10 protein-coding genes and 2 tRNA genes are annotated in these 14624 nt (G+C 43.7%); 5 read left to right on the top strand and 7 right to left on the bottom strand.

The genetic code is table 11. From position 1 onward, the window contains the following. Positions 1-429: 429 nt before the first annotated feature. Positions 430-1479, bottom strand: coding sequence for a leucine-rich repeat domain-containing protein (locus tag KQP79_RS09245; protein ID WP_032855819.1), 1050 nt, complete (start codon positions 1477-1479; stop codon positions 430-432). Between the two features lie 103 nt (positions 1480-1582). Here KQP79_RS09245 and KQP79_RS09240 point away from each other — a divergent pair, with 103 nt between their 5' ends. Continuing rightward, complete coding sequence (locus KQP79_RS09240; RefSeq protein WP_264386629.1) at positions 1583-2479, top strand: CPBP family intramembrane glutamic endopeptidase; 897 nt, start codon at positions 1583-1585, stop codon at positions 2477-2479. Here KQP79_RS09240 and KQP79_RS09235 read toward each other — a convergent pair. After that, on the bottom strand, positions 2451-4583 hold the full coding sequence (locus tag KQP79_RS09235) for a Tex family protein (protein WP_138343861.1): 2133 nt from the start codon (positions 4581-4583) through the stop codon (positions 2451-2453). The genes KQP79_RS09240 and KQP79_RS09235 overlap by 29 nt on opposite strands. Positions 4584-4701: 118 nt before the next feature. On the opposite strand from KQP79_RS09235, the gene KQP79_RS09230 reads away from it, so the two are divergent. The 3 genes from KQP79_RS09230 (at position 4702) to KQP79_RS09220 (ending at position 9365) form a co-directional block, all read left to right on the top strand. After that, positions 4702-6630, top strand: a complete 1929-nt coding sequence (locus KQP79_RS09230) for a sensor histidine kinase (RefSeq protein WP_004306388.1) — start codon at positions 4702-4704, stop codon at positions 6628-6630. After that, positions 6627-8369: a bifunctional metallophosphatase/5'-nucleotidase gene (locus KQP79_RS09225; RefSeq protein WP_032846167.1), complete on the top strand. Its 1743-nt coding sequence runs from the start codon at positions 6627-6629 to the stop codon at positions 8367-8369. The genes KQP79_RS09230 and KQP79_RS09225 overlap by 4 nt, the downstream gene beginning before the upstream one ends. Positions 8370-8462: 93 nt before the next feature. Further along, positions 8463-9365 (top strand): helix-turn-helix domain-containing protein, encoded by a 903-nt coding sequence (locus tag KQP79_RS09220; protein WP_032846169.1) that lies wholly within the window; start codon positions 8463-8465, stop codon positions 9363-9365. Positions 9366-9367: 2 nt separating this feature from the next. Here KQP79_RS09220 and KQP79_RS09215 read toward each other — a convergent pair whose 3' ends face one another. Then, positions 9368-9952, bottom strand: coding sequence for a Crp/Fnr family transcriptional regulator (locus KQP79_RS09215; protein WP_004306385.1), 585 nt, complete (start codon positions 9950-9952; stop codon positions 9368-9370). Positions 9953-9967: 15 nt separating this feature from the next. Between KQP79_RS09215 and KQP79_RS09210 the strand changes: the two genes are divergently transcribed. Beyond that, a complete protein-coding gene (locus KQP79_RS09210; RefSeq protein WP_032846171.1) occupies positions 9968-10789 on the top strand; it encodes a DUF3845 domain-containing protein in 822 nt (273 codons plus the stop codon). A gap of 26 nt (positions 10790-10815) precedes the next feature. On the opposite strand, the gene KQP79_RS09205 is transcribed toward KQP79_RS09210, so the two are convergent. From KQP79_RS09205 to KQP79_RS09190, 4 genes are all read right to left on the bottom strand, one after another. Further along, a tRNA-Glu gene (locus KQP79_RS09205) sits at positions 10816-10890 on the bottom strand. Between the two features lie 65 nt (positions 10891-10955). Continuing rightward, a tRNA-Ser gene (locus tag KQP79_RS09200) sits at positions 10956-11042 on the bottom strand. A 428-nt stretch (positions 11043-11470) separates the two neighbouring features. Then, positions 11471-12898 (bottom strand): VWA domain-containing protein, encoded by a 1428-nt coding sequence (locus KQP79_RS09195; protein ID WP_171036038.1) that lies wholly within the window; start codon positions 12896-12898, stop codon positions 11471-11473. Next, positions 12873-14447, bottom strand: coding sequence for an AAA family ATPase (locus tag KQP79_RS09190; protein WP_128858155.1), 1575 nt, complete (start codon positions 14445-14447; stop codon positions 12873-12875). Before KQP79_RS09190 ends, KQP79_RS09195 begins: the two co-directional genes overlap by 26 nt. Positions 14448-14624 lie beyond the last annotated feature (177 nt).

Raw genomic sequence — 14624 nt, 5'->3', positions numbered from 1 at the left:
TCCTGACAGATGGGAAAAGGCTAATGACTAAAAAGGGATCATTAGCCTTTTTATTTTAATACACTATATAGAATCGCGGAGACGCTTACATATGCAATACGATGAATGTAATGATGAAAAACTCTACCTTCACCCGTAGAGAGCTTATTTATCAGGAGTTCAGAAGAAAGGTGAAGGAGAATAGAGAAATGAGTTTTTTGTAGGAGAAGTGTGAAACTTCTTTTAGTATAAGTAAAAAGTATAGCTTTAGAGAACGGAAAGCTTAGCTTTAGGTGGGCAAAAGCTATGCTTTAGGAAGAGGAAACAATCTATATGTGAAATAATCATGAATATATTCATTCTGCTTAAAATTGGCCAAAAGCATGTTTCTTTTAAATAAGAAAAGGGCTGTTTTTAGTAAGTTGAAGTTTTAGACAGCCCTCAATTCTTTTATTTCTTATAAACCAACTTACTCGGAACTCCCTCCCCGAACAAGTTATCTCCCAGCGTTGTAATCTTATCTCCCGTAGCCAATACATAGCGAAGATTATCGCATCCCATAAAAGCACCGAATTCGATAGCCGTTACACTGGCCGGTAATTCCAGCGTGCCGCACAGACGACCGCAATTACTAAATACACGCTGTCCGATTGACTTCAGGTTATGAGGTAATTTCATATTCAGCAGATACTTCTTCTGCGAGAAAGTGAAGTCGGGGATAGCCGTTGCATTTGTCTTGGAAATATCAACCGATACGAGATTCGGCATATAATCGCGGATAAGTTTGAAGTCTGCGTTATCCAGTTTCCCTTCAACGGTCAGGAAGTTGATGTCTCTGGGTTGCAGTCCGGCTTTCAGGATCTCTTCTTCCAGTTTACCCATTGCACCCACTTGCAGGGTAGTCTCTACCGGTTCACCTTCGATGAAAGCAAAATTCTGCCATCTGTCTTTGTAGCGGTAAGCGTCGCTGCTGCCCAGAGGGACGAAGATGGCGGTAACGCTGTCTGCCAATGCTTCCGGCAGCAGGTTGGGAGCTGTCTTTTTCCGGATCTGACAGATTTTCAGATTCTCACAGCCTTTGAAAGCAGCATCTTCGATATTCTTCGTTTTCTCGGAGAGGATCACTTTTTCCAGTGTGGCTTTACCTTTGGTCACTCCGCCTACCACATTCGAGAAAGCATAGGCAGGGATGAAGTTCGGCATATAAATGTAGAATTTTCCATTGGGATAAGTACCGGCTTTTCCGCTGTACATCTTGATTTCTGCGTTCGAAATATCCAATACTTTCAGATTGGCAAATTCGTCACGGAGATGCCGGAAGTCCTCTGCGTTCAGTTTTCCGGTCAGTGTGAGGTGGGTGACACTGTTGGCTTCCTCTTCAGTCATCATGGAAATCAGCGTACCGGGCTTACTCACATAATACGTCTTACTCACTTGGGCGGCGGCTCCTAATGCATTAGCGGCCAGTAAGAAACTTATCAATAGTAGTTTAATTTTCATAATTTTGTAGATTTGTTCTGACAAATATAGGAAAAATAGAGAATACATGATGTTTTTTTATGTTTTATATCTAATTTTGTAGCCGGATTAACAAATTGTAAAAATGGAGGCAGACAACATAGATGGGAAGAAAGAACCCAAAAGACTTCCTGTGTGGGCATGTATCCCGCTGTTTATTGTGGTACTTTTCATATTTATTGGATTGTATGGGACACTGGTTAGCGGAGGCTTGTCGTTGGTTCTTGGAGTGGAGGCTCGTCATCCGGGAGTAGTAGGGTATATTTTCGTGGAGGCCAGTATGCTTTTGGCTGTTCTTACTGCTGCCGTAATCTTGCTTCGTCTCGAACGTCGTCCGTTTTCTGATTTGGGACTTTCTTTAAAAGGACATGCCAGTGGACTGTGGTATGGACTTCTGATGGCAATCTTGCTCTATTTGCTGAGTTTCGGAATCTCTGTTGTTTTGGGAGAAATAGAAGTCACCGGTTTTCAGTTTAAGCCGTTGGATTTATTGGGGTCGTGGGTGTTTTTCCTGTTAGTGGCGTTGTTTGAAGAAATTCTGATGCGCGGCTATATCCTCGGACGTCTGCTTCATACTAATATGAATAAATTCCTGGCGCTCTTCATCTCGTCGGCATTATTCGCGTTTATGCATATCTTTAATCCAGAAATAGCTTTCCTACCGATGCTTAATCTCTTACTTGCCGGTATGTTGCTGGGTGCTTCCTATCTTTATACCCGGAATCTGTGTTTCCCTATCTCTCTTCATCTTTTCTGGAATTGGATTCAAGGTCCGATTCTAGGTTATCAGGTGAGCGGAAATAATTTCACGACGAGCATGCTGACTTTGCGTATGCCCGAAGAAAACGTACTGAATGGCGGAGCCTTCGGTTTTGAAGGCTCGCTCATTTGCACAGTACTTATGATTGTTTTTACGATTCTGATCGTGTGGTGGGGAGAAAAAAGGGAAGCAATCAGTCTTGCTGTACCCCGATCATACTAAGCTGAATCCGTTTCCGGTCATAATCTACATTCATCACTCTGACCATGACGTGTTGATGGATGGATACCACTTCCGTCGGATCGGAAATGAACCGTTCCGCTAATTGCGAGAGGTGCACCAGTCCGTTCTCCTTAATACCTATATCGACAAACGCCCCGAAATTGGTGATGTTGCCTACGATGCCCGGAAGAATCATTCCTTCGCGCAAATCGGCTATGGTGCGCACGTTCTTGTCGAATTCGAAGACTTTGATAGCCTTACGCGGGTCACGTCCCGGCTTGTCGAGTTCCTGCAGAATGTCCTGTAAGGTGGGCAGACCGACGGTAGGGGTGATGTAGGCGGAGATGTTAATCTTCCGGCGGAGTTCCTTGTCGGCTATCAGTTCGTCGATGGTACATTTCAGGTCTTTGGCCATTTGCTCTACGATGTGGTAGCTTTCCGGATGCACGGCGGTGTTGTCCAGCGGATTCTTGGCTCCGGGGATGCGGAGGAATCCGGCACACTGTTCGAAAGCCTTGGCACCCATGCGAGGAACTTTCATCAACTCTTTCCGTGAACCGAAAGCTCCGTTTTCCGCCCGGTAGTTGACGATGTTTTGAGCCAGTTGCGGTCCCAGTCCGGAGATATAAGTCAATAGATGGCTGCTTGCCGTATTCAGGTTTACACCGACCAGGTTCACGCAATTCTCTACTGTCTGATCGAGCGCTTTTTTCAGTTTTGTCTGGTCTACATCGTGCTGGTATTGACCTACACCGATGGATTTAGGATCTATCTTCACCAATTCTGCCAACGGGTCCATCAGGCGGCGGCCGATGGAGACTGCTCCCCGCACCGTTACGTCATAATCGGGAAACTCGTCGCGGGCAATCTTCGAAGCCGAATAAATGGAAGCTCCCTGCTCACTGACTACAAACACGGGTATCTGACGGTCGAAGCTTTGGCTGTTGATGAAATCTTCTGTCTCACGGCTTGCCGTTCCGTTGCCGATGGAGATGGCCTCTATCTGATAGGCCTCAATCATCTTGCGGAGTTTGGAAGCAGCTTCTCCTGTTTTGTTCACCGGAGGATGCGGATAGATATTCTCATTATGCAACAGATTGCCTTGTGCATCGAGGCAGACAACTTTACATCCCGTACGGAATCCGGGGTCGATGGCGAGCACCCGTTTTTGTCCCAATGGAGGGGCGAGAAGAAGTTGGCGGAGGTTCTCGGTGAATACCCGGATGGCTTCCTCGTCGGCTTTCTCTTTGGATTGAGCGGCAAATTCTGTTTCGATGGAGGGCTTGAGCAGACGCTTGTAGGCATCGACTGTGGCTTCGTCCACCTGCTGGCTACACTCGTTGTTGCCACGTACGAACTGACGTTCCAGGCGTTCGATACATGCCTCGTCGTCGGGATTGATGGATACTTTTAGCAGGCCTTCCGACTCTGCCCGGCGGATGGCCAACAGGCGGTGGGACGTGCAACGTTTCAGTGCTTCGGAGAAATCGAAATAATCCCGGTATTTTGCCGCTTCTTCCTCTTTTCCTTTCACTACTTTGGCACTAATCTCTGCCTGGCGGCTGAACTGATTACGTACCGCGTTGCGGGCACGTTCGTCCTCGTTCACTTGCTCTGCAATGATGTCACGGGCGCCTTTAAGGGCATCTTCCACATCTTTCACGTCTCCTTTCACGAAGGAGGCAGCCTTGGTACTAAGATTGTTTTCCCTTTGCAACATCAGGATGGTGGCAAGCGGTTCCAACCCTTTCTGGCGGGCTACTTCAGCACGTGTCTTCCGCTTGGGTTTATAAGGAAGATAAATGTCTTCCAGTTCCGTCGGGTTCCAGGTGTCGTTGATGCGTTTCTCCAGTTCCGCAGTCAGTTTGCCCTGTTCGGTGATGGTGCCGAGAATCGTTTCTTTCCGTTTGGCTATGTCGCACAACTTATCGTGTTGCTCTTTTATTTGCTCTATCTGCACTTCATCCAGTCCGCCGGTGGCTTCTTTACGGTAACGACTGATGAAGGGAATCGTAGCACCTTCACCCAAAAGATGGAGCGTACTACTTATTTGTCTTTCCGGTATACCCAGAAAACCGGAAATCATCTTGTGAAATAATTCCATAATTTGTATTTTTTGAGAGTAAATGAGCGACAAAAATACATATAAATCTGCTAAACCCGACAAGTTTTACTATATTTGCAACTCAATTAATGAATTAACACATCAAAACTGCATAATTATGCTGGGACGTCTTGGATATCTTTTTATCTGTTTCCTTTGGCTTCTGCAGTCAACGGAAGTATTGGCTGTCTCTAAAGATAAGAAACCTATTCTGATTATTTGCTCTTATAATCCGGCAGCACACCAAACCTCGGTCACTATTTCCGATTATATGGATGAATATAGTAAGTTGGGAGGACAGCGCGACATTGTCATCGAAAACATGAACTGTAAAAGTTTCTCGGAGGCTCCGTTATGGAGCGCGATGATGACGCAGATTCTGGCTAAATATCAGGGAGAAAAGCATCCGGCACAAATTATTTTATTAGGACAGGAAGCGTGGGCTGCCTATTTGTCGCAGAGGGATGAAATGCAGGTGAAAGTGCCGGTGATGTGCAGTCTGGCCAGTAGTAATGTGGTGATATTGCCAAAAGATACGGTGGAAAATCTTGATTGCTGGATGCCCGAATCTGTCGATATCTTTGAAGATCATCTGGATATTCCCGAACTGGAATCGGGATTTATCAATCAATATAATATAGAAGGTAATATCTCCATGATTCAAGCTTTCTATCCGAAAACGAAACACATTGCCTTTATCTCGGACAATACTTATGGCGGAGTGACTATGCAAGCGTTGGTACGAAAAGAAATGAAGAAGTTCCCCGATCTGGATTTGATTTTGATGGACGGCCGGAGACATTCTATTTATACCATCGTTGAGGAATTGAGACAGCTGCCCGAAAATACGGTTATTCTGGTGGGAACGTGGCGTGTGGATATGAACGAGGGGTATTTCATGCGGAATGCGACGTATGCCATGATGGAGGCTACTCCTACCATCCCGGCTTTTACTCCTTCATCGGTGAGCCTTGGATATTGGGCGATAGGAGGAGTGCTGCCCGATTATCGGAAAGTGGGAGGAGAAATGGCTATGGAGTCCATACGGATGGATCAGCACCCGGAGGATACGGGGAAGCATCTTTCGATCATTGGCTCTAAAGCGGTATTGGATAGCCGGAAGGTGAAAGAGTGGGGGCTGCACCCAAGCGTGTTGCCTTTTAAAGTGCAGCTTGTCAACCAACCGGTTTCGTTCTATCAGCAATATACTTATCAGATATGGTCTGCTTGTGCTTTGTTCGTGATTCTGGTACTTGGCTTATGTATCTCTCTTTTCTATTATTTCCGTACGAAACGTTTGAAAGACGAGCTTCTGAAATCGGAGAAGGATTTGCGTGTAGCGAAAGACAGGGCGGAAGAGTCTAATCGTCTGAAGAGTGCTTTCCTTGCCAATATGAGTCATGAGATACGGACGCCGTTGAACTCGATTGTCGGCTTTTCGGATGTACTGGCAATGGGCGGTAGCACGGAGGATGAACAGCAGTCTTATTATAAGATTATCAAAACCAATTCGGATTTGTTGCTTCGTCTGATTAATGATATTCTCGATCTTTCACGTCTGGAGGCGAACCGGGTGACTTTGACGTGGGAGGAATGTGATGTGGTGCAGTTGTGTAGTCAGGTGGTTGCCTCTGTTAGTTTTTCACGGCAGTCGTCGGACAATCAGTTCTTGTTTTCCACTTCTTTTGAAACTTTCCGGATGGTGACGGATGTGCAGCGTATGCAACAGGTAATCATTAATCTGCTGTCCAACGCCGACAAATTTACGAAACGCGGGAAGATTACCTTGGACTTTTCTGTGAATGAGGAAAAGCAAATGGCTATTTTCTCGGTAACGGATACCGGATGCGGTATCCCGAAAGAAAAACAGGGACTTGTGTTCGAGCGTTTTGAAAAGCTGAATGAGTACGCCCAGGGAACCGGATTGGGATTGTCTATCTGTAAATTGATTGTGCATAAATGGAGAGGAAGTATATGGATCGATCCTGACTATACCGGTGGGGCACGGTTCGTATTTTCGCATCCGCTAAATATAGAAAAAGAATGAAACGAATAGGATTTATTTATGGCTTGCTTTTCTGTCTCGTACTGTCTGTTGCGGCGCAGGAAAAGGTGGTGAAGCTGAAGATTGTGGAAACGAGTGACGTACATGGTAATTATTATCCTTACAATTTTATAACCCGCCACGAGTGGAAGGGTAGTCTGGCACGTATTTATTCTTTCGTGCAGAAAGAGCGTGAACAGTATAAAGAGAATCTGATATTGCTGGATAATGGTGATATTTTGCAGGGACAGCCTACTGCCTATTACTATAATTATATAGATACGGTGTCTCCTCATCTTTGTTCGGAAATGATGAATTTCATGAAATATGATGCCGGTAATATGGGGAACCATGATGTGGAAACGGGACGTGCTGTGTTCGACCGTTGGATAGCCACTTGTGACTTCCCTGTGTTGGGTGCCAACATCATTGATACGTCTACGGGAAAACCCCATCTGGCTCCTTATAAGGTGTTGGAACGTGATGGCGTGAAGATTGTGGTATTGGGTATGATTACTCCTGCCATCCCTGCATGGCTTTCTGAAAATCTGTGGAAAGGCTTGCGTTTCGACGATATGGAAGAGACGGCACGCAAATGGATGAGGATTATCCGTGAAAAAGAGAATCCGGATTTGGTGATCGGGTTGTTTCATGCCGGACAGGAGGCTTTCAAAATGTCGGGCAAATACAATGAGAATGCTTCTCTTAACGTAGCGAAGAATGTGCCGGGATTCGATATCGTGTTAATGGGGCACGATCATGCCCGCGAATGTAAGAAGGTGATGAATGTAGCCGGAGATTCGGTGTTGATTATCGATCCGGCCAGCAATGGAATTGTATTGTCTAATGTCGATGTGACCTTGAAACTGAAAGATGGAAAGGTGCAGAGCAAGGACGTCAAAGGGGAGTTGACAGAAACGGAAGCTTACGGAATCAGCGAGGATTTCATGAAGCGTTTTGCTCCGCAATATGAGACGGTGCAGAAGTTTGTATCCAAGAAGATCGGCACTTTTACCGAGAGTATCTCTACTCATCCTGCTTTCTTCGGTCCTTCTGCTTTTATTGATTTGATACATACTTTACAGCTCGATATAACCGGAGCTGACATCTCTTTTGCCGCTCCGCTTTCGTTTGATGCGGAGATAAAGAAAGGGGATGTGTTTGTCAGTGATATGTTCAACTTGTATAAGTATGAGAATATGCTGTATGTGATGACGTTGTCCGGAAAGGAGATTAAGGATTTTCTGGAGATGTCTTATTATATGTGGACGAACCAGATGAAGTCACCGGAAAATCATCTGCTCTGGTTCAAGAAGAAACCTCGGGAAGGTGCGGAAGACAGGGCTTCTTTCCAGAACTTCAGTTTTAATTTCGACTCGGCTTCCGGCATTATTTATACGGTGGACGTGACAAAACCGAAGGGAGAAAAGATTACGATTACGAGCATGGCGGACGGTTCTCCTTTCCGTATGGATAAGATATATAAAGTGGCCTTAAATTCTTATCGTGGTAATGGTGGTGGAGAACTGTTGACGAAAGGATCGGGTATTCCGCAGGAGGATTTGAAGGACCGCATAATTTTCTCTACAGATAAAGATCTTCGTTTCTATTTGATGAATTATATCGAAAAGAAAGGTACGATGAACCCCAAAGCCCTGAATCAGTGGAAGTTTGTTCCGGAGAAATGGACAGTGCCGGCTGCCCAACGTGATTCTGTATATTTATTCCGGTCTGTTCAATAAGTAACTAAAAGTGTTCATTATGTCTGATAATACTCTTGAACGGCTTGTATATCTGATTAAATGCTGGTATATTTGTCGCAAAAAAGAGAGAGTATGTATATTCAAAATGTTCCCAAAGTAGGTATTTCTTCGGTAGTTCATTCTAAACATATAGATTCTGGCAACATTGATGTTGTTGATAATGATATAGCGCTCTTCGATACGGAGAGCGTTATATCGTTGTATAATGGACCGACTAAACTGGAGGTGTTGACGGTAGGTCTTTGCCTGGAAGGTACTGGTACTTTTAATATTAGTTTACGTGAGTTCCAACTGTTCCCCGGATTAATGGTGATCGCGCTGCCTAATCAGATTGTCGAACAGCGGTGTTTCAGTTCCGACTTTAAAGCGATATTCTTTGCTGTGTCGAAGAACTTGTTGGAGACATTGCCTAAGATCAGTAATGTGCTTTCCTTATTCTTTTATCTGAAAGATTACCCGTGTTTCAATCTTACACCGCAGGAGCAGGAGACTGTGAAGGAATATCATGCATTTATCAGAAAACGGTTGAAGAATAAGGAGGCTTTATATCGTAAAGAAGTGGTAATGGGCTTGATGCAAGGGTTCTTTTTTGAACTTTGTAATATCTTTACCAATCATGTGCCAGCCAATGCTACTACCATGAAAAATAAAAGCCGGAAAGAATATATTTTCGAACGTTTTTATGAGTCTTTAGTGGAGTCTTACCAGTCTGAACGGAGCGTGAAATTCTATGCTGACCAGTTGTGTCTGACGCCGAAGCATCTTTCGGGAGTAGTAAAAGAGGTCAGCGGAAAAACGGTGGGGGAGTGGATAGACGAACTGGTGATTCTGGAAGCGAAAGCACTTCTGAATTCTTCAAGTATGAATATACAAGAGATTGCCGATCGGCTGAATTTTGCCAACCAGTCGTTCTTTGGAAAGTATTTCAAGCATTACACTGGTATGTCTCCTAAAGAATACCGGAAAAGCCGCTAAAATCATAGAACACCGGAGCGCACACGGCTTAGTGTTTCCGGTGTCATCAAAAGATAAGAGGCAATGTGTGCCAGAGGTGCACGTTTGATAATTTCCGGATGTGTTTCGAGCAGGAGGTTATAGCGTTCGCGGGCGGATTCAAAGCGCCAGGAGTCTGCTTTAATCTGTGACACAATCAAGGAGTATTCCAGTATCTTTTGGTAGAACATATTGATTTCCCAGTTCTCTTTTGCCAATTTTTGTATCATGTCGCGAGGGAACAGGTAGATAATGGAAGGTTCGAGGGTTTCCACGATTAGCCGGGTGGGTACTTGTTTCAGAAAACTCTCAATGCACATCACGATACATCCTTCGTATGAGAAATGTTCGGTCACGTCTTTCCCATTCTTGTAATAGTACTGCCTAAGCATCCCTTTGCCGACAAATACGATTTCATGAGCTACTTCTCCTTCATTCAGCGCTATTGCTCCTTTGGGAAATTCTTCACGAATCAGTATACTTTCTATCTGTCGTCTTCCTTCTATACTCATTTCCGGAAAGCGGGAATTTACAACAGCATTTACAGTCTCTCTTAATAATGTATCCATGTCTTTTCTGTCTTGATGTGTGCAAAAATACTAAAAACGGTTGACATAAATCAAGTGTGGTATAAAAAAGATGTATCTTTGTCCGCAAAATCAAGAGGTAAGATGATAATGAATAAGATAATAGGCTTGGCAGTGTTGCTGTTCTGTTTGAGTGGTTGCGTAAGGGATAATGATGCTATTTATTATCCGGTTGGCAACGTAGATGTGGAAAGAGGCGGTCCGGCTTTGGAGGCTGGAAAGGGTGATTTAATAACCCGTAGTTACAATACCGAAGATTATGTGCTGGACACGCTTGCGCAATATCCGGGTGATCCGACGCTTGGTAAACTGACATTCATGGTCAGTCTGAAAAACCGGTTGGCAGATCAGGAGGTGAGTGGCTTTAATGGTGTCGGTCTATCCAGACTAACGATGAGTCTTGGATATAAAGACGGCAACTATCCGGCAGAAAGCCAGGTTCCTGTTTATACTTCGTCCGACGTGACTGCCAGTTATGCCATTAAACTTCGTTTAAAGGGAGAATTGACTTTAACAGGAGACGAATGGATGATTGACTATATTTATGCTCAATTAGCGGGTTTATTCCAGCCTTATCCTCCTACGTCTTTCCCGGAAGTGTTTATGTGTAAAGGGGGTGAGCAATCGTATGCAACGTTCGATTCTTTTCGTAGAACCTGGACATTTGATATTACTTATGATCGTTCCAACCTTTCTTTCAGCCAACTGTATTTCAATCTGTTTGTGAATCTGGCAGGACAGAAAAGGGAGGATAGAGTCCGGTTGAGGATTGATAAGGAATCTTATTTCGAGATCTATAAAGAAAAAGAGGAAATGTAGTTAAACTGCATTTCCTCTTTTTTCTTTGGTAGTGGGTACGAGAATCGAACTCGTATTACATGCGTGAGAGGCATGTGTCCTAACCGTTAGACGAACCCACCGGAGTTTGATAGATTTAAAAAGAGCCAAGTCTATAAAACTTAGCTCTTTTTATTTTGAGATTTTGCGGAAGCTGGGGGATTCGAACCCCCGGTACCCTTACGAGTACGTCAGTTTAGCAAACTGGTGGTTTCAGCCACTCACCCAAACTTCCTTGAACCCGCATTCTCTCTCAAATGCGGTGCAAATATAGGGGGAACTTTTGGACTACGCAAATCTTTTAGCAAGATTTTTTTTACCTGTTTTTTGTGAAATGAGATAACCTGCTATGTTTCAAATGTTAAACGGAAGAAATTTTTTTCGAAAGCTTTTAATTTTTATCGATGGAATGGGAACTTGAAACATATTGACGCTATCCGCTTATTATAGTGACGGTATCTTCATGGGATAGGGTAAACATCCGGATGGGATAGTGACGGTATATTTGACGTGAGAAAAGAACATAAAAAAAGGCTATCTATCCCAGACAGCCAATCTTTTGTTAACCTTAAATCTAATACTATGAAAAACACAGTACAAATATACGGACTTCTGTCGAATTTGCAAATAAAACAAGAAAAAAGAGATGTTTTATAACATTGATTAAATATTTGATTCTTCAATTCTATTTTTATTAAGACTTTCAGCGTTTTGAACACTATATTCCCAATATTTATCACATAATTTCAGATAACTGGTCTCGGCACTTTTGCCTCCTAAAGAAATGGCATACATTTTTGTCTGTTTTGCTTTTGCATGTTCTATGGTCCGGGATAGCAGTTTATCGACTGGACGCATCTCAAAATCCGATACGGTGATGATGTCTGCTTCCATATATCCTTCTTCGCTGATCTTTCGCAAAGCATGTGTGATGACTGGTTCCATATCTGTGCCACCATGAAAAGATTGGCTTAGAAAATCGACAAGGCGATCGAAACTACTCCCTAAATCGGTTATTTCAATACACTCGATATCATCGGAGAAGAGGATGACGTAACATTTCCGATGTTGTACTTCTGTCAATTCGGCAATGGCAAGTAGAGTAGATTTTGCGATTCTTTCCCGTTCGCCTGCCATAGAACCGGAAGTGTCCAGGCAAACGATGAAAGGGCCTTCAGCTTCTTCGGAAACTTCATTTCCTACTGTTTTCTTATCATTGCTGGTTTGTTTCTCGTGCGATTGATAATCGATGACTTGTAGTCTCTTCTCTATGAAACGCTCGAAAAATATGGGTTGCAGGTTCTTTTCCGCCAGATAACAATATTCCAGAGGGAGAAGACTATTCAAATCGTTTCCTTCACAAATGCCTGCAATATCACTTCGGGTGGCATGAGATATAATTTGTTCCCGGTGAATACCTGCGGTCATTTTGAAACGTTTCCGGCTACTTTGGTGTTTTTTGCCTAAGATTTCTACCAGTTCGCGGATAACGGGATTTCGTTTGATCGTTTCTTCGTATTCTAAAATCTGTTCCGCTATCTGTTTATGATTGCGAAGTAGCCAGACGAGGCGTGAGCCACCGCGTACCGGAAGATTTTTGGCTAATGCCAGTTGAATACGGTAGAAATCCTCACAGAGTTGCTCGATATGTTCCATCTGATAGTTGAACTCATTGTTCGAGAGTAGCGTATGCCACTTGTCGAAAAAAAGAGTCCGCAACGCTTTCCATTCTTTGGAACGCGGGCTGATTGCATTAAAACGTTGGAGGTAGTATTTTACGTTGAGGTCTACCAGGTGATATTTCATGGAGAAGGGGTATGCGCTGTTTTTCAGGAATTGAAGAAACTTTGCGTCCGATGCTTCATTCATTTCATGAAAGTATTCCCATTGCGATGCATAACGGGAGTAGAAATCTTGCAGGGAGGGTTGTGTGTGACGAAAATACAGGTGAATGTCCGCATCCAGTTCTTCGGGACGGATAATCAGATTGTGTAGTTGTTCGTCATACACATCATAGGCTATTCCCTGCAATTTTTCGTAATAAATGTCTTGCAGGTGTTTGAGCCTAATACTCTCTGTTCTCTTGTTCATGGGCATGAGCGATGATACGAAGTTCGTTCCGGTAATTCTCTATGATATGTGCAGTCTCCCCTAAGATTCGCTTAATCTTGCTTTTTTGCGATGAGCTTAAGAAAAGATGTTCCTTTGTATATGCTGTTTCCCGCTCGGAGATTGTTTTATATTCTACCTCCATTTGGTGAAGTAAATCTATCACTTCCTGCAATGTAAATTCGAACGGAGTGCTGTCGCCCTGCTGTGCTGGCAAAGGTTCGCAATTATCATAACATAGTAGTGGATACTCCTGATTGTTGACGAAAACGGATCGTTTCCCTTTTCGGAGGGAATAAATATTCTTTTGTGCGATATTTCTGTTCTTTACAAAATCATAAGCTTTCAGGATTTTGTTGACCGGACGGAATTTATCCTGCTGAATATAAAACAATCGGTTACTGTCTTTCCTCAAAGACTGGTAGTCAGAAGCAAAGATGAGTAAATTTCCGGCAATGTGGTAACCTTCTATGCGATGATAGAAGGTATCTACTACCTGGATTCCCGGATCGCTAAGTTCCCGTAGGCTGTGTTCGGACTTCATGTTTTCTTTCAGCGTATCCAGTTTCTGTTCCAGTCGTTTTTCTCCCAATAAATATGTATTGATTCCCCGTGCAATCGACTGTTCCACTATGTTTTCGATGATGGGGAGCTGCGAAACTTCATCCCACAGACAGGCACTCATCAGCAAGCAGTCGGAGAAGTGAATTCCCGGAGATTCGTTCAGATAGGCCGAGGTGCGGAGCAGACCTACTATTTTTTTCCAACGGCGGTCGGATATATAGATCGGAGGGGTGTTTTCATCCCGCCCTGTATTATATTGTTCGATTTCTCGTTTGATATTGTGAATCAGCTCGAAGATGGTATAGTGGATACCTACTTTCTCACTTTCAGCTTGTATTTGATTGTATAATTCATCGTCTACCTGGAGTTTTGCCGGGATTTCAGGTTCTACTTCCCGTGTAGAAGAAATCATCTGGTCGAAAGCATATTCCTGTTCAATGCATCCGACAAACTGGCGGATCAGGAAACGGTCGTATAGGGCTTCCAGTCCTTCACCTTTTGCGGGTAGTTCGTTGGACGCGGCAATCAGCGCTTTCAGAGGAACACGCACCGTAAATTGTCCGTTGCGATATATCTTTTCATTGATTACTGTCAAAAGAGAATTTTGGATAGCAGGACCGGCTTTCCATATTTCATCCAGGAAGACAATCGATGCTGTCGGCAAGTATCCTTTTGTAATACGTTCGTATGTATCTTCATCTTTCAATTTTGAGATGGAGACGGGGCCGAATATTTCATCCGGTGTACTGAAACGAGACATCAGATATTCAAAAGCATCCGCATCTTTAAAAGCCAGTTTGAGCCTGCGCGCCACTAAGCTCTTGGCTACTCCCGGAGGGCCCAATAGAAAGATACTTTCACCTGCCATGGCAGATAATAGGGAGAGTGCGATGGTATGTTCTTTTTCGAATACTCCCTCATTGAGGGATTTCAGCAGTTGGGTGATATGGGATTTGATTGACTTCATGCGACAGATGATTTCATGTGTTGTTAACAGGAGGCAAAGATACAAGAATTCTTTGAAATAGACTTCATTGGGGGGATTTACCCCTAGATTTAGGCAATTTCCTCCCGATAAGTAGGAGTTTTCAGTTTCATAAGGAAAATTCATTCTCTACTTTTGTTCTATCGAAAGATAAATGAT

Source organism: Bacteroides sp. DH3716P (genome assembly GCF_025914115.1).
Lineage (GTDB): Bacteria > Bacteroidota > Bacteroidia > Bacteroidales > Bacteroidaceae > Bacteroides > Bacteroides ovatus.
Note: the sequence above shows the minus strand (reverse complement) of the source record. Positions and strands in the feature narration are given on the sequence as shown.

Bases quoted from the DNA above. Each gene is read 5' to 3' on its own strand.
- KQP79_RS09210 (WP_032846171.1), top strand. From the start codon at position 9,968: ATGTGTGCAAAAATACTAAAAACGGTTGACATAAATCAAGTGTGGTAT.
- KQP79_RS09245 (WP_032855819.1), bottom strand. From the start codon at position 1,479: ATGAAAATTAAACTACTATTGATAAGTTTCTTACTGGCCGCTAATGCA.
- KQP79_RS09220 (WP_032846169.1), top strand. From the start codon at position 8,463: ATGTATATTCAAAATGTTCCCAAAGTAGGTATTTCTTCGGTAGTTCAT.
- KQP79_RS09195 (WP_171036038.1), bottom strand. From the start codon at position 12,898: ATGAACAAGAGAACAGAGAGTATTAGGCTCAAACACCTGCAAGACATT.
- KQP79_RS09190 (WP_128858155.1), bottom strand. From the start codon at position 14,447: ATGAAGTCAATCAAATCCCATATCACCCAACTGCTGAAATCCCTCAAT.
- KQP79_RS09225 (WP_032846167.1), top strand. From the start codon at position 6,627: ATGAAACGAATAGGATTTATTTATGGCTTGCTTTTCTGTCTCGTACTG.
- KQP79_RS09230 (WP_004306388.1), top strand. From the start codon at position 4,702: ATGCTGGGACGTCTTGGATATCTTTTTATCTGTTTCCTTTGGCTTCTG.
- KQP79_RS09235 (WP_138343861.1), bottom strand. From the start codon at position 4,583: ATGGAATTATTTCACAAGATGATTTCCGGTTTTCTGGGTATACCGGAA.
- KQP79_RS09240 (WP_264386629.1), top strand. From the start codon at position 1,583: ATGGAGGCAGACAACATAGATGGGAAGAAAGAACCCAAAAGACTTCCT.
- KQP79_RS09215 (WP_004306385.1), bottom strand. From the start codon at position 9,952: ATGGATACATTATTAAGAGAGACTGTAAATGCTGTTGTAAATTCCCGC.